This window comes from Streptomyces sp. NBC_00620 (assembly GCF_026341825.1).
Taxonomy (GTDB): domain Bacteria; phylum Actinomycetota; class Actinomycetes; order Streptomycetales; family Streptomycetaceae; genus Streptomyces.
The window spans coordinates 247,977-265,758 of record NZ_JAPENY010000002.1; the positions used below are offsets into that span (position 1 = coordinate 247,977).

General features: G+C 69.8%; 19 protein-coding genes. 9 read left to right on the forward strand and 10 right to left on the reverse strand.

All coding sequences use genetic code 11. From position 1 onward, the window contains the following. Positions 1-70: 70 nt before the first annotated feature. Positions 71-691 carry a hypothetical protein gene (locus OG246_RS20285; protein WP_266465141.1) on the reverse strand — a complete coding sequence of 207 codons (621 nt, stop codon included), beginning with the start codon at positions 689-691 and terminating at the stop codon, positions 71-73. Next, a complete protein-coding gene (locus OG246_RS20290) occupies positions 684-1,493 on the reverse strand; it encodes a carboxylesterase (RefSeq protein WP_266465148.1) in 810 nt (269 codons plus the stop codon). The genes OG246_RS20285 and OG246_RS20290 overlap by 8 nt, the downstream gene beginning before the upstream one ends. Before the next feature lie 175 nt (positions 1,494-1,668). Here OG246_RS20290 and OG246_RS20295 point away from each other — a divergent pair, with 175 nt between their 5' ends. The 5 genes from OG246_RS20295 to OG246_RS20315 all read left to right on the forward strand — a co-directional run bounded on the left by OG246_RS20295 (position 1,669) and on the right by OG246_RS20315 (position 6,718). Next, positions 1,669-2,463, forward strand: coding sequence for a 1-acyl-sn-glycerol-3-phosphate acyltransferase (locus OG246_RS20295; protein WP_266465153.1), 795 nt, complete (start codon positions 1,669-1,671; stop codon positions 2,461-2,463). 31 nt (positions 2,464-2,494) lie between these two features. Then, positions 2,495-3,757 (forward strand): MacS family sensor histidine kinase, encoded by a 1,263-nt coding sequence (locus OG246_RS20300; RefSeq protein WP_266465156.1) that lies wholly within the window; start codon positions 2,495-2,497, stop codon positions 3,755-3,757. Further along, positions 3,754-4,434 carry a response regulator transcription factor gene (locus OG246_RS20305; protein WP_266465159.1) on the forward strand — a complete coding sequence of 227 codons (681 nt, stop codon included), beginning with the start codon at positions 3,754-3,756 and terminating at the stop codon, positions 4,432-4,434. The genes OG246_RS20300 and OG246_RS20305 overlap by 4 nt, the downstream gene beginning before the upstream one ends. A 143-nt stretch (positions 4,435-4,577) precedes the next feature. After that, positions 4,578-5,606 carry a 6-phosphofructokinase gene (locus tag OG246_RS20310; RefSeq protein WP_266465162.1) on the forward strand — a complete coding sequence of 343 codons (1,029 nt, stop codon included), beginning with the start codon at positions 4,578-4,580 and terminating at the stop codon, positions 5,604-5,606. A 116-nt stretch (positions 5,607-5,722) separates the two neighbouring features. Next, a complete protein-coding gene (locus OG246_RS20315) occupies positions 5,723-6,718 on the forward strand; it encodes a 2-hydroxyacid dehydrogenase (RefSeq protein WP_266465166.1) in 996 nt (331 codons plus the stop codon). Here the strand turns inward: OG246_RS20315 and OG246_RS20320 are convergent. The 3 genes from OG246_RS20320 to OG246_RS20325 form a co-directional block, all read right to left on the reverse strand. Then, positions 6,670-8,550 carry an anthranilate synthase family protein gene (locus tag OG246_RS20320; protein ID WP_266465169.1) on the reverse strand — a complete coding sequence of 627 codons (1,881 nt, stop codon included), beginning with the start codon at positions 8,548-8,550 and terminating at the stop codon, positions 6,670-6,672. The two genes, OG246_RS20315 and OG246_RS20320, sit on opposite strands and share 49 nt — an antisense overlap. 110 nt (positions 8,551-8,660) lie before the next feature. After that, positions 8,661-8,717 (reverse strand): trp operon leader peptide, encoded by a 57-nt coding sequence (locus OG246_RS42905; protein WP_073723848.1) that lies wholly within the window; start codon positions 8,715-8,717, stop codon positions 8,661-8,663. Positions 8,718-8,863: 146 nt separating this feature from the next. Next, positions 8,864-9,010, reverse strand: coding sequence for a hypothetical protein (locus tag OG246_RS20325; protein ID WP_266465173.1), 147 nt, complete (start codon positions 9,008-9,010; stop codon positions 8,864-8,866). Positions 9,011-9,040: 30 nt separating this feature from the next. Between OG246_RS20325 and OG246_RS20330 the strand changes: the two genes are divergently transcribed. The 3 genes from OG246_RS20330 (at position 9,041) to OG246_RS20340 (ending at position 12,001) form a co-directional block, all read left to right on the forward strand. Then, entirely contained in the window at positions 9,041-10,054 is a 1,014-nt protein-coding gene (locus OG246_RS20330; RefSeq protein WP_266465177.1) for a glycoside hydrolase domain-containing protein, read from the forward strand. Positions 10,055-10,189: 135 nt separating this feature from the next. Next, entirely contained in the window at positions 10,190-11,545 is a 1,356-nt protein-coding gene (locus OG246_RS20335; protein ID WP_266465179.1) for a class II 3-deoxy-7-phosphoheptulonate synthase, read from the forward strand. Positions 11,546-11,707: 162 nt separating this feature from the next. Then, complete coding sequence (locus tag OG246_RS20340; protein WP_266465182.1) at positions 11,708-12,001, forward strand: bacterioferritin-associated ferredoxin; 294 nt, start codon at positions 11,708-11,710, stop codon at positions 11,999-12,001. An 8-nt stretch (positions 12,002-12,009) separates the two neighbouring features. Here the strand turns inward: OG246_RS20340 and bfr are convergent, their stop codons facing one another. Next, a complete protein-coding gene (gene bfr / locus OG246_RS20345; protein ID WP_266465185.1) occupies positions 12,010-12,489 on the reverse strand; it encodes a bacterioferritin in 480 nt (159 codons plus the stop codon). A 156-nt stretch (positions 12,490-12,645) separates the two neighbouring features. Here bfr and OG246_RS20350 point away from each other — a divergent pair, with 156 nt between their 5' ends. Beyond that, positions 12,646-13,278, forward strand: a complete 633-nt coding sequence (locus OG246_RS20350; RefSeq protein WP_266465188.1) for a sulfite oxidase-like oxidoreductase — start codon at positions 12,646-12,648, stop codon at positions 13,276-13,278. Positions 13,279-13,309: 31 nt separating this feature from the next. Here OG246_RS20350 and OG246_RS20355 read toward each other — a convergent pair whose 3' ends face one another. The 4 genes from OG246_RS20355 to OG246_RS20370 all read right to left on the reverse strand — a co-directional run bounded on the left by OG246_RS20355 (position 13,310) and on the right by OG246_RS20370 (position 17,782). Then, the gene (locus OG246_RS20355) at positions 13,310-13,801 is read right to left on the reverse strand and encodes a DUF4396 domain-containing protein (protein ID WP_266465191.1); all 492 of its coding nucleotides are present in this window, start codon (positions 13,799-13,801) and stop codon (positions 13,310-13,312) included. Positions 13,802-13,870: 69 nt separating this feature from the next. Continuing rightward, the gene (locus tag OG246_RS20360; protein WP_266465194.1) at positions 13,871-14,737 is read right to left on the reverse strand and encodes a deoxyribonuclease IV; all 867 of its coding nucleotides are present in this window, start codon (positions 14,735-14,737) and stop codon (positions 13,871-13,873) included. Between the two features lie 78 nt (positions 14,738-14,815). Next, positions 14,816-16,771 carry a Stk1 family PASTA domain-containing Ser/Thr kinase gene (gene pknB / locus OG246_RS20365; protein ID WP_266465197.1) on the reverse strand — a complete coding sequence of 652 codons (1,956 nt, stop codon included), beginning with the start codon at positions 16,769-16,771 and terminating at the stop codon, positions 14,816-14,818. A 216-nt stretch (positions 16,772-16,987) separates the two neighbouring features. Continuing rightward, positions 16,988-17,782 carry a thiazole synthase gene (locus OG246_RS20370; RefSeq protein WP_266465198.1) on the reverse strand — a complete coding sequence of 265 codons (795 nt, stop codon included), beginning with the start codon at positions 17,780-17,782 and terminating at the stop codon, positions 16,988-16,990.

The following is a 17,782-nucleotide window of genomic DNA, read 5'->3' on the forward strand; positions in this document are numbered from 1 at the left end:
ATCAAGATACGACAACACAGCCCTGCCCCCCAGGCACCCCGCAGCGACCCACGCGCGGAGGGGGGCGCGGTCAGACCACTGCGCCCCGGCCGGGGTCGTCGCCGTCCTCGTCGTCGCTCTTCATGCGTGTCACCAGGGTGGCGAAACCGCCCAGGAAGCCGCCGATGCCGAGGGTGGCGAGCCACCAGGTCATGTCCCAGCCGAGCAGGATGGCCAGCAGGAGCAGTACGGGGCCGCCCAGGACTGCCAGCCAGGCGAACTTGGCCGTGGTGTCGGCCGAGGGGAGCGGGGGCGGCTCGGGCGGTACGAAGTGGCCCTCGTCGGTGTCGTCGAAGTCGTCGTCCGTGGACTCGGGGGCCTGGAAGTCACGCGGGCCGGCGACGCCGGGGGCGAAGGCCACGGAGCTGCCGAGGGGCTTCGCGGGCGCGGTCTTGTCCCCGGTCTTGTCCTCGGGCTTGTCGTCCTGGCTTCGCTTCTCGCTGTCCGCGTCGTCGTTCGTCTCGGGCTCGAGAAGGGCCAGGTCTTCCACCGACTTGAACGGTTTCGCGCCGGGCGGGTCCTTGGGCTCCTCGCCGTAACCGGACACGATCGCCTGCCAGGCGGCCTCCTCGTCGAAGGGCACGCTCTGCTCATCGCCGAGGGGCACGCCCTTCTCCTCGGAATCGTCGCGGTCCGCCTCGTGCTCAGCCACCGGTGGCCGTCCCTTCCTGCTGAACCCCTCGACCAGTGTCGGACTCCTTGCCGACACCGGGTGCGAGCCGGCCGATGAACGCGTAGCTCTCCTCGAAGATCCGGTCCGCATCGTGGTCCAACGTCGCGACGTGGTAGCTCTGTTCCAGCAGGATCTCCGTCACGTCCGTGGACGACACCCGGCTGAGGATCCGCTCCGAGTCGACCGGCGGCACCACGTGGTCCTGCGGGCTGTGCAGGAGCAGCAGCGGCTGGGTGACCTGCGGCAGCTCGCCGTCCAGCAGGCGGTAGAAGTTGCGCATCGAGTGCGCCGCGTGCAGCGGCACCTTGTCGTAGCCGATCTCGGCGCTGCCTTCTTTGGCGATGTCGCTCGTGATGCCGGGCACCGTGCGCACGAAGTGCCGGAGCACCGGAAGGGCGTGCGCCGCCAGGCCGTGCACCTTGTTCGCGGGGTTGACGACGACGATGCCGCTCACCTCGTCCCCGTGCTTCGCAGCCAGCCGCAGGGCCAGCGCGCCGCCCATGGAGAGGCCGAAGACGAACACGTGGGCGCACCGCTCGCGGAGCGCGCGCAGCTCGCGGTCCACCTCGGCGTACCAGTCCTGCCAGCCGGTGAGCTGCATGTCCTCCCAGCGCGTGCCGTGCCCGGGCAGCAGCGGCAGCGCGACGGTGAGACCGCGCTCGGCGAGATACTCCGCCCAGGGGCGCAGCGACTGCGGGGAACCGGTGAAACCGTGGCACAGAAGGACGCCGACCTCTCCGCCTTCATGGCGGAACGGCTCGGCTCCAGGAAGGACCGGCACCTTCGGTCTCCTGTTCGTGAGACGGGCGGAAGCAAGAAATCGCCCCGGGACTTCGAGGCGTACTTCACCGTACGCGACCGCACTGACACCGACCAGGGTCGTCGGGGCCTTTGACAGTGCTCCGGGTTAAGGTCTGACCTACGACACAGGAGGCACTCGGTTGATCTACGGCGCAATGAAGTTTTCCATCGGAGGGCCGCTGAAGCTCGCCTTCAGACCCTGGGTGGAAGGCCTCGAGAACATCCCCGCCGAGGGCCCCGCCATTCTGGCGAGCAATCATCTGTCGTTCTCGGACTCGTTCTTCCTGCCCGCGGTCCTCGACCGCAAGGTCACCTTCATCGCGAAGGCCGAGTACTTCACGACGCCCGGCATCAAGGGCCGGATGACCGCCGCCTTCTTCAAGGGCGTCGGCCAGCTCCCCGTGGACCGCTCCGGTGCGCGCGGCGCGGGCGAGGCGGCCGTCAAGAGCGGTATCGGCGTCGTCGAGCGCGGTGAGTTGTTCGGCATCTACCCGGAGGGCACACGCTCGCCCGACGGCCGTCTCTACCGCGGCAAACCCGGCGGCCTCGCGCGCGTGGCGCTCGCCACCGGAGCGCCCGTCATCCCGGTCGCGATGATCGACACCGAGAAGATCCAGCCGCCGGGCAAGGTGATGCCCAAGCTGATGCGCCCGGGCATCCGCATCGGCAAGCCGCTCGACTTCAGCCGCTACAACGGCATGGAGCACGACCGTTTCGTGCTGCGCGCCGTGACCGACGAGGTCATGTACGAAATCATGAAGCTCTCCGGCCAGGAGTACGTCGACGTGTACGCGACGGCCGCCAAGCGGCAGCTCGCGGAGGCGGCGAAGGCCGAGAAGCAGGCGCACAAGGAAGCCGAACAGGCACAGAAGCAGGCGGAGAAGGACGCGACGGCCGCCGAGGCCGAAGCGGCTGCCTCGGCAGCCGACACGGAACGGGCCGGCTCCTAGGCGAGTCCGTCAGGGGTATGGGGTGGGGGACATGGCCAAGCGCGAGCGAGTCATGAGGATGTCGGTCGAGCAGCCGCTGTGGCGTGCGCTCAGCGGCTACCGCGTGCTGACGATGCTGTACGCGACCGGGCTCTTCGCCACCGCGTACGACGAGTTCGCCCGGCCCTGGGTTGCCATCGTCTACTACGTCGTCCTGTTCGTGTGGACCATCGCGACCCTTCCCAGGGTCGCCAACGCGGCCAGCTGCACCAAGCGGTTCCTCGCCGCCGACCTGACCATCGCGCTCACCGGCATCCTGCTCACCCGGGTCGCCGACAGCGCGGCCCGGATAGACGCGGGCGGTCCGACCCTGCCGTCGATATGGACCGCCGGCTCCGTCCTGGCGTTCGCGATCAAGGGCGGCTGGCGCTGGGCGGCGTTCGCCTCCACGCTCGTCGCGGCCGCCAACCTCGTCCACCGCGGCGCCCCGACCCGCGACACCATCCACAATGTGCTCCTCGTCTGGGTCGCCTCCATCGCCATCGGATACGTCGTCGAGGTCGCCCGGGCCTCCGAGCTCACCCTCGCCCGCGCCCTGGAGATCGAGGCCGCGACCCGCGAACGGGAACGCCTGGCCCGCGACATCCACGACGGCGTACTCCAGGTCCTCGCCATGGTGCAGCGGCGTGCTTCCGCCCTCGGCGGCGAGACCGCCGAGCTGGGCCGGATGGCCGGTGAGCAGGAGGTGGCGCTGCGCACGCTGGTCTCGGGCGGCCTGGTGCCCGTCTCCCGGGTGTCCGAGGACGCCGCGCTCGGTGCCGTCGTACGAGCCGTCGAAGAACCGGGCGACGACGAGGACCCCACGGGCCCCGTGGACCTGCGCGGGCTCCTCGCCCCGTACGCCACCGCGCGCGTGACGCTCTCCGAGCCCGGCGCACCCGTGCCGCTCGCCCCGGCCGCCGCCAAGGAGCTGGCCGCCGCTGTCGGTGCCGCCCTGGACAATGTCCGCAAGCACGCGGGTGCGGACGCCAGGGCCTGGATCCTGGTCGAGGACGAGCCGGACGCGGTGATCGTGACCGTGCGCGACGACGGCCCCGGCATCCCGGAGGGGCGGCTCGCCCAGGCCGAGGGGGAGGGGCGGCTCGGCGTGGCCCTGTCGATCCGCGGCCGGCTGCGTGAGATCGGCGGCGCGGCCGAGCTGATCTCGGTCCCGGGGCAGGGCACGGAGGTCGAGCTGAAAGTGCCGAAGGCGCCGAAGGATTCGAAGGCGCCCAAGGGTTCGAAGGTTTCACGGGGGAAGGCGGAGCGAGCATGAGTGAGCAGCACGAGGGTTCGATCAAGGTCATGGTGGTGGACGACCACCCCATGTGGCGCGATGCCGTCGCCCGCGACCTCGCCGAGGCCGGCTTCGACGTCGTCGCCACCGCGGGCGACGGCGAGCAGGCCGTGCGCCGCGCCCAGGCCGCTGCGCCCGACGTCCTCGTCCTCGACCTGAACCTGCCCGCCAAGCCCGGCGTCCAGGTCTGCAAGGAACTGGTCGGCGCCAACCCGGCGCTGCGCGTCCTCGTCCTGTCGGCCAGTGGTGAGCACGCCGACGTCCTGGAGGCGGTCAAGTCCGGCGCGACGGGCTATCTGCTCAAGTCGGCGTCCACGGCGGAGCTGACCGACGCGGTGCGCCGCACGGCCGTCGGCGACCCGGTGTTCACACCGGGCCTCGCCGGACTGGTCCTCGGCGAGTACCGCCGGCTCGCCTCCGACCCCGGACCCGCCACGGGCGGCGACGAGCCCAGGGCACCGCAGCTCACCGACCGCGAGACCGAGGTGCTCCGCCTGGTCGCCAAGGGCCTCAGCTACAAGCAGATCGCCGAGCGCCTGGTCATCTCCCACCGCACGGTCCAGAACCACGTGCAGAACACCCTGGGCAAGCTCCAACTCCACAACCGTGTGGAGCTCGTTCGCTACGCCATAGAGCGCGGACTGGACGACGCGTAAACCACGGGTTACCCACCTTCGAGTGAAGGTGGGTGATCAACTCCCGCACAATTCACCGGAATTGACCTTCCGCACCATACTGAAGTGACCTGGATCACTATTAGCGTGAGTCCCGTCAGCCAACCATGGCGAAGGGACTTTCCATGCGGGTCGGAGTACTGACCGGAGGCGGCGACTGCCCCGGGCTCAACGCCGTCATCCGGGGCATCGTCCGCAAGGGCGTGCAGGAGTACGGCTATGACTTCGTCGGCTTCCGGGACGGCTGGCGGGGTCCGCTCGAGGGCGACACCGTCCAGCTCGACATCCCGGCCGTGCGCGGCATCCTGCCCCGCGGCGGCACCATCCTCGGCTCCTCGCGCACCAATCCGCTCAAGGTCGAGAACGGCATCCGCCGGATCAAGGAGACCCTCGCCAAGCAGGATGTCGAGGCGCTCATCGCGATCGGCGGCGAGGACACGCTCGGTGTGGCCGCGCGCCTCACCGACGAGTACGGCGTCCCCGTCGTCGGCGTACCGAAGACCATCGACAACGACCTGTCCGCCACCGACTACACCTTCGGCTTCGACACCGCCGTCAACATCGCCACCGAGGCGATCGACCGGCTGCACACCACCGCCGAGTCGCACATGCGCGTGCTCGTCTGCGAGGTGATGGGGAGGCACGCGGGCTGGATCGCCCTCCACTCGGGCCTCGCGGGCGGCGCGAACGTCATCCTCATCCCCGAGCAGCGCTTCGACGTGGAACAGGTCTGCTCCTGGGTGACCTCTCGCTTCAAGGCCTCGTACGCCCCGATCGTGGTCGTCGCCGAGGGTGCCATGCCCAAGGACGGCGACGTGGTCCTCAAGGACGGCACGCTCGACTCCTTCGGACACGTCCGGCTCTCCGGTGTCGGCGAGTGGCTGGCCAAGGAGATCGAGAGGCGCACCGGCAAGGAGGCCAGGACCACGGTCCTCGGGCACGTCCAGCGCGGCGGCACCCCCAGTGCCTTCGACCGCTGGCTCGCCACCCGCTTCGGCCTGCACGCCATCGAGGCCGTCCGGGACGGCGACTTCGGCAAGATGGTCGCCCTGCGCGGCACGGACATCGTCCGCGTCCCGATCGCGGAGGCCACGGCCAAGCTGAAGACGGTGGACCCGAAGCTGTACGAGGAGGTCGGGGTCTTCTTCGGCTGAGGAGGCTGAGGCGGCTGGGGCGGCCGAGTCCGCGGGTCCTGCCGCTCCGTTGACCCGGCGACCTGGGGTTATGGGCCGTATATTCGGCCCATAACCCTCCAGGACGGGAGTAGCCGGTGGAGATTCTGGCGTTCGGTGTGCAGGCCGACGAGAAGCCCCTGATCCAGAAGGCCTTCGCGGGACACCACGACGTCCGCTGCCTCGACGTCTTCCTGACCGAGGACACCGCTCCCATCGCGGCCGGCCACGAGATCATCTCCACCAGCGTCAACTGCGGCCTCGGCCACCACGTCCTGCAGACCCTCGCGGCCGGCGGCACGCAGATGATCGCCCAGCGCTCCACCGGCTTCAACAACATCGACCTCGACGTAGCCGAGCGCCTCGGCATGACCGCCGCACGGGTCTCGTACTACTCGCCGTACTCGGTCGCCGAGTTCGCCTGGACCCTCGGTATGGCCGTCAACCGCCGTATCGTCCGCGCCGCCATCCGCACCCGCGACTTCGACTTCCGCCTCGACGGCTTGATGGGCCGCGACATGCACGGCCGCACCGCGGGCGTCCTCGGCACCGGCAAGATCGGCGAGGCGTTCACCCGGATCGCCCACGGCTTCGGCATGAACCTGCTCGGCTGGGACGTCGCCGAGAACCCGGCCTGCGTGGACCTCGGCATGAAGTACGTCCCCAAGGAGCAGCTCTTCGCCGAGTCCGACCTGATCACCCTGCACGTCCCGCTCATGCCCGAGACGCAGCGGCTCATCGACGCCGCCGCGCTGCGCACGATGAAGGACGACGCGATCCTCGTGAACTCCAGCCGCGGCGGCCTGATCGACACCGCGGCCCTCGTCGACCAACTGCGCGAGGGCCGCTTCACGGGCGTCGGCCTCGACGTGTACGAGGCGGAAGCCGGGCTCTTCTTCCTCGACAAGTCCCTGGAGGCCGTCGAGGACGACACCCTGGCCCGCCTCGTCACCTTCCCGAACGTCCTGGTCACCTCCCACCAGGCGTACTACACCGTGGACGCCGTCGGCCAGATCATCGACACCACCCTGAGCAACGTCCTGGACTACACCGCGGGCCGCCGCTCGGAGAACGTGCTGGTCCCGCGCAGCTGACCCAGCAACTCCCGTACGATCCCGGTGCCGCGCAGCGTCAGCACCGACTCCGGGTGGAACTGGACGCCGGCGAACCCCGGCCCTCTCAGCGCGTGGACCTCGCCCGTGCCGCTGCGGCTGACCTCGACGCCATGGGCCGCCAGCTCGGCAGCCGTCTCGTCGTCGCACCGCGCCACGAAGCTGTTGTAGAAGCCGACGGTCTCCGGCCGCCCGAAGAGGTCGACCTCGGTCTGCGCGCCCTGGTAGGGCACCTCCTTGCGCACGATCTCCAGCCCCAGTTCGGCCGCGATCAGCTCATGGCCGAGGCAGACGCCGAGCACGCCGTGGCGGTGGGTGCGCAGGACCTCGGCGGTGAGCCCGCGCAGGAAACGCATCTTGGGGTCGTCGACATCGCCCGGATCACCGGGCCCCGGACCCAGGATCAGCGGCCCCTCATGGGCGAGCACGACCTCCCGCAGCCCGGGCTCGTCGTACCGCCGCACGGTCACGTCAAGGCCCGACGACCGCAGCACATGCGCGAGCATCGCCGTGAACGTGTCCTCGCCGTCCACGACCAGGGCGTGCCCCTCCAGCGCGTCGGTCCGCTCCTGCATCCGCAGCCAGAACGGCGCCAGTGAGCCCCGTCGCCCGTCGAGCGCCGCCTGCACCCGCGGATCGTCGGCCATCTTCGGCCGTACGCCCTCCTCGCGCGGCCTGCCTTCGAGGACCCCCAGAGCCGCCAGGACTCCCGCCGCCTTCGCATGCGTCTCGGCGACCTCGCTCGCCGGATCCGACCCCCGGACGAGGGTGGCGCCGACCGGCACCCGCAGCCGCCCGTCTGCGTCGATGTCGGCGGTCCGGATGAGGATGGGGGAGTCGAGGGTCTGGGCCCCGCCCGCGTCCCGTCCGACGAGGGCAAGGGCGCCCGCGTAGTAGCCGCGTCCGCCGACCTCGTGGCGCTCGATGACCCGGCACGCGTTCTGCACCGGCGACCCGGTCACGGTGGCGGCGAACATGGTCTCGCGCAGAACCTCCCGTACGTCCAGCGACGACCGGCCCCGCAACTCGTACTCGGTGTGCGCGAGATGGGCCATCTCCTTGAGCCGCGGCCCGATCACCACCCCGCCCATGTCACCGACCGTGCACATCATCTTGAGCTCCTCGTCGACGACCATCGAGAGCTCCTCGATCTCCTTGCCGTCGGCGAGGAAGGCGAGCAGATCCTCGGGCGTCGGACCCCCGGCCGGGTAGCGGTACGTCCCGCTGATCGGGTTCATGACGACCGTGCCGCCCGCCATCCGCACGTGCACCTCGGGACTCGCCCCGACCAGCGTCCGCTCCCCGGTGTGCACGACATACGTCCAGTACGCGCCCCGCTCACCGACGAGCAGCCGTCGGAAGAGGGCCAGCGCGTCGGCCTTCCCGAACCCCGGGATCTGCCCCTCGTACGTACGACGGATGACGAAGTTCGCGCCCTCGCCGCTTCCGATCTCCTCGTGGAGCACGCGCCCGACGATCCTCGCGTACTCCTCGTCGGCGACGTCGAAGCCGCCGCCCTCGACCCGCACGTCGTGCGACGGCAGCTCCGCCAGGGCGCGCTCCAGCGGCAGTTCGTACGTCTCCTGCGGGGTCAGTACCGCGAGCGGTGTGCCGTCGTCGCGGACGTCGAAGCCGCGCTCCCTGATCTGGCGGAAGGGGATCAGCGCGAGGCCCTCGTCGGGGAGGTCGGCGAGGCGGTCGTACGTGCTGACCGGGCCGAGCAGGACCTCGACCACGTCATGGTCGTGACCGGGTGTGCGGCGGCGCAGCAGGGCGAACGGACGGGGATCGTCCAGCAGATCGAGCAGGTTCATCGGTCCTGTTCCTTCTCGGTGAGGTCTGACCGACTCAGAGAGGAACGGGCTCCGGGAAACGCCGAAGGCCGCCCCTCGGGCGGCCTTCGCGAAGTCTTGAGTACGCGCGATCAGTGGGCCGCCGGATGAGCGGTCCACCACCAGGTCTGGGTCGAATGCGCGAACATGCGCCGCACCCTACCCGACGCCGGGGGCCGGGCAACAGCGTGAACCGCGCGGGCACCGGGTTCGGATCGCCCGGTCGGCGGCCATTGATGGGTTCACAGCCCGACCGAGGAGCCCGACCGAGGAGAGAGTCATTCACGCAGCTCGTTCACCCCTGTCCCGCCGGAGCGGCGCACGCGCGCTCACGGCCCTCGCCGCAGCCGCGGTCCTTGCCGCCGGCTGGCCCGGCGCCGCCCAGTCGGCCCCGCGCCCCGCCGAATCCGACGACACCACCCAGGTCAGCTACCGCAGCCACGAGTTCACCGTCCCCGCCTCCTGGCAGGTCGTGGACCTGACGGAGAACCCGGAAGCCTGCGTCCGCTTCGACCGGCACGCCGTGTACCTCGGCACGCCCGGCGGCCGGCAGGACTGCCCGGCGCGTCTGAGGGGACGTACCGAAGCACTCCTGATCCAGCCCGCCACCGCCGCGCGGAGCGCCGTCACCGAGAACCGCACGGCCCGCACCTACCGGGCCACCGCGGACCGCATCACCGTGACCGCCGCGTACGGAGACGACCGGGGCAGCATCCAGCGGATCCTGCGCAGCGCCGGTCTGCCCGTCGCCGCCCCGGAGACGGAGCAGACAGCCGTGGCGCCCGTCCCCGCGGACGCCACCTCGTTCCGGGGCGAGGGCTTCGACGCCTGCACCGCACCGAGCCAGTCGGCGATGGACGCCTGGCGGGACGCGTCCGACTACGGCGCCATCGGCATCTACATCGGCGGCCTCAACCGCGCCTGCGCCCAGCCGAAACTCACGGCCGCGTGGGTGCGCACGCAGTACGCCAACGGCTGGCGGTTCTTCCCGCTGTACGTCGGCCGGCAGCCCTCCTCCGACGGCGGCAGCTGCGGCGGTGGCTGTGCGTCGATCACCGACCCGGTACCGCAGGGCACCGCGGCCGCCGACGACGCCGCCAAGCAGGCCGCGGCGCTGGGCCTCGGCAAGGGGTCGGTGATCTACAACGACCTCGAGCACTACACCCGCGGCACCACCGTGACCGCCCGGGTGCTCGCCTACATCGAGGCCTACACCGAGCGCCTGCACCAGCTGGGCTACCGCTCGGGCGCGTACGGCAGCGTCTCGTCCCTGATCACCGACCTGGTGGCCAACGTGAAGACGATCACCCCGCCCGACGTGATCCACTTCGCCCGCTGGAACGGTGAGTCGACGCTCACGGACCCGTCGATCCCCGCGAAACTCTGGGCCGACCACCAGCGCATCCACCAGTACGTGGGCGACACGACCGAGACCCACGGCGGTGTGAAGATCAGCATCGACCGCAACCGGCTCGACGTGGACTAGCCGACTCTCGCCTGCTCCGGGCGGCCGTACGCACCCGTCGTACGGCCGCCCGGAGCTCGCCCCGATCGAGCGCGCCCCGTCTCAATTGATGAGCAGGTGGATGGACGCCCGACACGACCCCGTAATGTTTACGGGGTGACCGTGAACGCTGATTCCCAAGCCATCGCCGCCAAGGCGACCTGGCGAGACCTGCCCGCGGCGCAGCAGCCCGAGTACCCCGATGCCGAGGCTCTGCGCGATGTGATCGCGGACCTCGAGTCGTATCCGCCGCTCGTCTTCGCCGGCGAGTGCGACCAGCTGCGCGCCCGTCTGGCGGCCGTCGCGAAGGGCGACGCGTTCCTGCTGCAGGGCGGCGACTGCGCCGAGTCCTTCGACGCCGTGAGCGCCGAGCACATCCGGGCCAAGCTCAAGACCCTGCTCCAGATGGGCGCTGTCCTCACCTACGCCGCCTCCGTGCCGGTCGTGAAGGTCGGCCGTATCGCGGGCCAGTACTCCAAGCCGCGCTCCAAGGGCACCGAGACCCGTGACGGCGTGACCCTGCCGACGTACCGCGGTGACTCGGTCAACGGCTTCGACTTCGACGAGAAGTCCCGCATCCCGGACCCCGAGCGCCTGAAGCGGATGTACAACGCCTCCGCCTCCACGCTCAACCTGGTGCGCGCCTTCACCACCGGCGGCTACGCCGATCTGCGCCAGGTGCACGCCTGGAACCAGGACTTCGTCAAGTCCTCCCCGTCCGGGCAGCGCTACGAGCAGCTGGCGCGCGAGATCGACAACGCGCTGAACTTCATGCGGGCCTGCGGCACCGACCCGGAGGAGTTCAAGACCGTCGAGTTCTACGCCTCCCACGAGGCGCTGCTCCTCGACTACGAGTCGGCGCTGACCAGGGTCGACTCGCGTACGGGCCACCTGTACGACGTCTCGGGCCACATGGTGTGGATCGGTGAGCGCACCCGTCAGCTGGACGGCGCGCACATCGAGTTCGCCTCGAAGATCCGCAACCCGATCGGGATCAAGCTGGGCCCGACGACGACGGCCGAGGACGCGCTGCAGTACATCGAGCGCCTCGACCCGGACCGCGAGCCGGGCCGTCTCACCTTCATCGTGCGGATGGGCGCGGACAAGGTCCGCGACAAGCTGCCCGAGCTGGTCGAGAAGGTCACCGCCTCCGGCGCGACCGTGGCCTGGATCACCGACCCGATGCACGGCAACACCTACGAGGCGGCTTCCGGCCACAAGACCCGCCGCTTCGACGACGTGCTGGACGAGGTCAAGGGCTTCTTCGAGGTCCACAAGGGTCTGGGCACCCACCCGGGCGGCATCCATGTCGAGCTCACCGGTGACGACGTCACCGAGTGCGTGGGCGGCGGCGACGAGATCTTCGTCGACGATCTGCACCAGCGCTACGAGACGGCCTGCGACCCCCGTCTGAACCGCAGCCAGTCCCTTGACCTGGCCTTCCTGGTCGCAGAGATGTACCGCGACCAGTAGCGGGCGGACAGCTGTTTCGGCTGTTACAGGAGCGTGAAGTGGGGCGCGGATCACATACGATCCGCGCCCCACGGCACTTTTACGGTTCCTGACAGGCGGGTAAGGTTAGGTTAGCCTCACCGATCATCGGGATGGCACGACCTACGAAATCCCTGTCGGGAGGTGGACCGCGTGTACGTCTGCAACTGCTTCGGTGTCACCGAGGCGCAGGTGAAGAAGCACGCGGAGGGCGGTGCCTGCACCCCCCGCCAGATAGCGTCGGAGTGCAAGGCGGGCACGGACTGTGGTTCGTGCGTCCGCCGAATTCAGGCCCTGCTGGGCCGGGGCGCGTGCCCGCGCCGCGAGCTGGTGGGCGAGGGCAGGCCGGTCCTCTCCGAGGTCTCGGTGTCCGCAGCCGAGGTTCCGGTGTCCGCGACCGAGGTTCCGGTGTCCGCGTCGCTGGACGAGGCCGCCTAGAGGGCGGACTAGCTGTCCGGCTGCTCGATCTGCTGCGCGATGTAGAGCGCCTCGCCGAGCTTCTCGACCAGGTCGAGCTGTGTGTCGAGATAGTCGATGTGGTGCTCCTCGTCCTCGAGGATCGACTCGAAGATGTTCGCCGACGTGATGTCGCCCTTCGCGCGCATCACCTCGATGCCCCGCTTGAGGCGGTCGATCGCCTCGACCTCCACCTGCCGGTCGGCCTGGAACATCTCGGTGAGGGTCTGCCCCACTCGCACATGGAACAGCCGCTGGTAGTTCGGCAGGCCGTCCAGCATGAGGATGCGCTCGGTGATCTTGTCCGCGTGCTTCATCTCATCGATGGATTCAGAACGCGTGTACTTGGCGAGCTTGGTCCAACCGTTGTTGTCCTGGATGCGGTAGTGCAGCCAGTACTGGTTGATCGCCGTCAGCTCGCCGGTGAGCTGTTCGTTCAGGAACTCGAGGACCTCGGGGTCGCCCTGCATCGCAGAGGCTCCTTCCAGGAAGGGGAGTTGGCAGGTTGCGCCGCATCCTTGCACCGGCTTCCTGAGGGCGTCCAGTAAGTGCATGCTTAGTAGGAGTTGCCCGAATCCGACTTTGGCTGGTCATGTGCACTGCCCCAGGTCTGTCAGGATGGAGTCATGGGTCAGCCGGTGGAGCGTGAATCTGGAGAAGCGGCACAGTCGGAGCTTCCGCCGGGGCAGCGACTGCAGCGCGGCTGGCCGGTCACGCACTACGGGCCCGTACCCAAGTTCCGCCCCGAACGCTGGGAGTTCAGGGTCTTCGGCGCCACCGCCGACGGTGAGAAGCACTGCTGGACCCACGAGGAGTTCACGGCCCTGCCGTACGCCTCGGTCGTGGCCGATCTGCACTGCGTCACGAAGTTCAGCATGATCGGGGCCGAATGGGGTGGCATTCCGGCCCGTACGATCCTGGAGATCGCCCCGCCGGCGCCCACTGTCACTCATGTCATGGTCTGGGCCGAGTACGGGTTCAGCTCCAACCTCCGCCTCGACGACTTCGCCTCCGACCGCACGATCTTCGCCACCCACAAGGACGGCGAACTGCTGACGGCGGAACACGGCTTCCCGCTCCGCCTCGTCGTGCCGCAGCTTTATGCCTGGAAGGGCCCCAAGTGGGTGCGCGGCGTCGAGTACATGACGGCGGACCGCCGCGGCTTCTGGGAGGAGCGCGGGTACCACAACGTCGGCGACCCGTGGCGCGAGCAGCGCTACTCGTACCAGGAGGAGCCCGGGGACGGCCCCGAGCTCTGAGTCCTGCCCTTACTCCTGCTTTCTGTGCCGGTCAGTGGTACTGGTGCACCACCGCATGGCCCTTGCCGCGGCCGATCATCCACTTGTTCACGGGCAGGGTGATCGCGAAGGCGGCGGCCAGCGCGAGGGCCAGGACCCACCAGAAGGACGCGTCCGAGAGTCCGGCGTCCATCGCGCCCGGCCAGAAGGCGATCACGCCGTTGTCGATCAGCTCCATCACGGCGATCGACAGGGTGTCCGCGGCGAGCGCGACCCGGAACGCCGTCCGGAAGTCGACGCCGGCCTTGAGCACGCTCCGCAGCGTGAACGAGTAGCCGAAGACGAACGCCAGGACGATCGCCAGGATCAGCGTCGGCACATTGCCCCAGCCGAACGCGGTCCCGATCACCATGCCGAGCACCTCACCGATGGCGCAGCCGGTGAGGCAGTGCAGGGTCGCCTGGGCGGCCGTGGACCAGGTGACCTTGCCGATGCCATGGGCGTGGCCTTCGTGCGTGTGCCCGGTGTGCGCGTCGTGCTGCATGAGAAGCCCCCGGAGTCAGGTAGCGGTTCCTGTCGCGAGCAACAACTACATACCCCCAGGGGGTATTCCTTACTCCCGGAGCTTCTTCAGGCGCTCGATGTCCCCGGCGTGCCCCTCCTTGCCGCCCGGCGTCTCGATGATCAGGGGTACGCCCTCGGTGGCCGGGTGGGTCATCAGCGCGCGGAACGGGTCCTCGCCGATGTGGCCGGAGCCAATGTTCTCGTGGCGGTCCTTGTGGGCGCCGACCACATCCTTGGAGTCGTTGGCGTGGATCAGCTTGAGCCGGCCCTCGCCGACCGTGTCCACCAGCAGGTCCAGGGTCTGGTGCATCCCGCTCGGACCAGTCAGATCGTGGCCCGCCGCGTAGATGTGGCAGGTGTCGAGGCAGACACCCAGCTTCGGATGGGCGTCCAGCGCCTCGAAGTACGGCCCGAAGTCCCAGGTGCGGGAACAGAGCGAAGCGCCCTGACCTGCGGTCGACTCCAGGAGCAGGAACGGGTCCTCTTCGTGGGTCAGCTCGTCGAGCAGCGGCAGCAGGTGCTCGCGCACCTGCGCGAGGGCCACGGAACGCTCCCTGCCCCCGGTGGCGCTCCCCGTGTGCACGACCACGCCCAGCGCGCCGATCTCCCGGCCCCTGCGCAGCGAGTGCCGCAGTGACTCCACGGACTTCTCGACCGTGGCCTCGGTGTGCGAGCCGAAGTTGATCAGATACGGGGCATGGACGTACGCCGCGATCGATTCGGCGGCGCAGGCCGCGCGGAACTCCTCGTCTTGGCGGGGGTTTCCGACGGGCGTCGCCCAGCCGCGCGGGTTGGCGACGAAGACCTGGACGGTCTCGGCCTTGAGCTCACGGGCGTAGCTCAGGCCGACGGAGTTGAGGCCGCCGGCCACGGGGACATGGCCGCCGACGGGGTTGCGGAGTTGCTTGCTGGTCACACCCGTCAGGGTGTCACGCGCGCACTCCCGCCCTGTCGGCGGACCTCGTGGTCATCGGCCGGCTTGGTGCGGCGCGGCTCAGTCGATCTCGATCGTGATCGTCGAGCCCTTGGGTGCCGTGTCGCCGCCGTCCACCGACTGGCTCTTGACGGTGTTCCCGAAGAGGTTGAGCAGGCCGCGGTCCTCGTCGACCTGGAACCCGGCGTCCTCCAGCGTCTGCTTCGCGTCGTCCACGCTGTCGCCCACGACATCCGGGACCTCGACCATCTCGGGACCCTTGGAGATCGTCAGCGTCACGGTGTCGCCCTCGGCGGCCTCATTGCCCGCGCCGGGGGACTGTTCGGCGACCAGACCCTTGTCGAACTCCGAATTGACCTGCGCGGAGGCGATCTTCACCTTCAGACCCGCCTCCTCCAGCTCCGCGGTGGCGTCCTCGACGGACGCTCCCGTGACGTCGGCCACCTCCACCGGGCTGCCCTTGCTGACGGTGATCGCGATGGCCGAGCCCGCGTGGCGCTCGGTGCCCGCCTCCGGGTCCGTACCGATCACAGAGCCGTTGGGTACGTCGTCGCTGAACTCCCGGGTGACCAGGCCCGCCGCCAGGCCGCCGTCCTCCAGCGCGGCCTTCGCCTTCGCCAGAGTGGAGCCCTGGAGGTCGGGCACCTTCACCGTCTCCGGGCCGTCGGAGATGGTCAGGTTCACCGAGTCGTTGTCACGGATCTTGGCGCCGACGTCCGGGTCGCTGCTGATGACGGTGCCGCGCTCCACGGTGTCGCTGTACGCGTGCTCGACCTGCCCGGTGTCGAGCCCGGCGTCCGCCAGCCGGTCCTTGGCCTCCGCCTCGGTGACCGCCAGGACCGCCGGGACCTTGGTGAACTGGCCGGAGTTGATGTACCAGACGCCCGCGCCGACACCGAGCACCAGCAGGAGCGCCGTGACGATCGCGAGCATTCCGCGCCGGGAGCCGCCCGGGGCGCGTCGCGAGGGCGGGCCCGGCTCGGACGCGAACTGGCTGGTCCGCTCGAACCGGCTGGTCGGGTTGAGCACGGCGGCATCGGCGTACTCGGCGGGCTCGTTCACCGGCAGCGGGCGCGGCACGGACAGCGAGCGCGGGATCACACTCGTACGGTCCTCGGCGTTGTGGTGCCCCGTGGCGAGTGCCTGCGGTGGTACGGCGTCGAGCTGCTCGGCGCTGAGCCCTGCCCGCGCCTCGAGGACCTGTCCCAGCAGCGCCACCGCGTCGTGCGGGCGCACTGCGGGGTTGCGCGCGGTCGCGGAGGTGACCAGCTCGTCGAGCTGGTACGCCAGCCCCGGCACGGCGGCCGACGGCGGCGGTACGTCCGCGTGGAGGTGCTGGTAGAACACCTGGGCGGGGGAGTCCCCGGAGTGCGGCTTGTCGCCGGTGAGCATCTCGTAGAGGACGATTCCGCAGGCGTAGACGTCGACGCGGGCGTCGGCCGTGCCGTGCTCGATCTGCTCGGGGGCGAGATACGAAACGGTGCCGAGGACGGCGCCTGTCGTGTTCGTCACGGTGTCCACGGCCCGTACGAGCCCGAAGTCCGCCACCTTGACCCGGCCGTCATCCCCTATGAGGACGTTCTCCGGCTTCATGTCGCGGTGCACGAACCCGGCGCGGTGCGCGGCTCCGAGCGCGGCGAGCACCGGCTCCAGGATGTCCAGCGCGGCCCTCGGCTGGAGGGCTCCGCGCTCGCGCAGCACGTCACGCAGGGTGCACCCGGCGACGTACTCCATGGCCAGATAGACGTACGACCCGTCCGTCCCCTGGTCGAAGACCTGCACCACATTGGGGTGCGCGAGCCGGGCCACCGACTTGGCCTCGCGGATGAACCGCTCCACGAACGAGCCGTCGGCGGCCAGCGCCGGGTGCATCACCTTGAGGGCGAGCACGCGGTCGAGGCGGGTGTCCAGGGCCCGGTAGACCGTGGCCATCCCGCCGACCGCGATGCGCGCGTCCACGCGATAGCGGCCGTCGAGCAGCTGCCCGACAAGCGGGTCCTGAAGGGTCGTATCCACGCAGGTGAGTGTACGAGCCGCCACTGTCAGCCCCCACCCGTTCAGCCGATACCGGGGCTGTACTGAAGCCGTCCTGTGACGCACGTCGCAGGACGGAGAACCACGCGGCAGCCGCCGACGGCGCGGGACCCCCACGGGAGACCCGCACCTTTCAACGGAGTGGAAACGGGCGGTGCGCGGTCGGGGAAGTCCTGAAGCAGCAACCACGGACGGCAGTCAGAAGGCAGGCCGCTCCGGATCCAGCCGGGCAATCCCCTCCGCAGGAGACGACGCCTCGGCGAGGTACCGCCGGGGAATCCGCCCCGCGCGATAGGCGAGCCGCCCCGCCTCCACCGCGTGCCGCATGCCCTCGGCCATGAGCACGGGCTCCTGGGCCCGGGTCACGGCCGAGGCGAGCATCACACCCGCACACCCCAGCTCCATCGCGAGCGCGGCATCGGACGCCGTACCGGCCCCCGCGTCCAGAATGACCGGCACGCGCGCGTGCTCCACGATCAGCTGGAAGTTGTGCGGATTGCGGATCCCGAGCCCGGACCCGATGGGCGAGCCCAACGGCATGATCGCGGCGCAGCCGACGTCTTCCAGCTTCCGCGCGAGGACGGGGTCGTCGTTCGTGTAGGGCAGCACGGTGAACCCGTCGTCCACCAGCGTCTCCGCCGCGTCGAGCAGCTCGATCGGATCGGGCAGCAGGGTGCGCTCGTCGGCGATGACCTCCAGCTTGATCACGTCGGTGCCGAGAGCCTCCCGCGCGAGACGGGCGGTCAGCACGGCCTCGCCGGCGGTGAAGCACCCCGCCGTGTTCGGCAGCACCCGGATGCCGAGCCGGTCGAGCACGGACAGCACCGAACCGTGCACGTAAGCGTTTACGCGCCGCATCGCGACCGTTGTCAGTTCCGTGCCGGAGGCGACGAGCGAGCGCTCCAGGACATCGAGGCTGGGCGCACCCCCCGTACCCATGATCAGACGGGACGAGAAGGACGTACCACCGAGGACAAAGGGATCGTCGGCCAT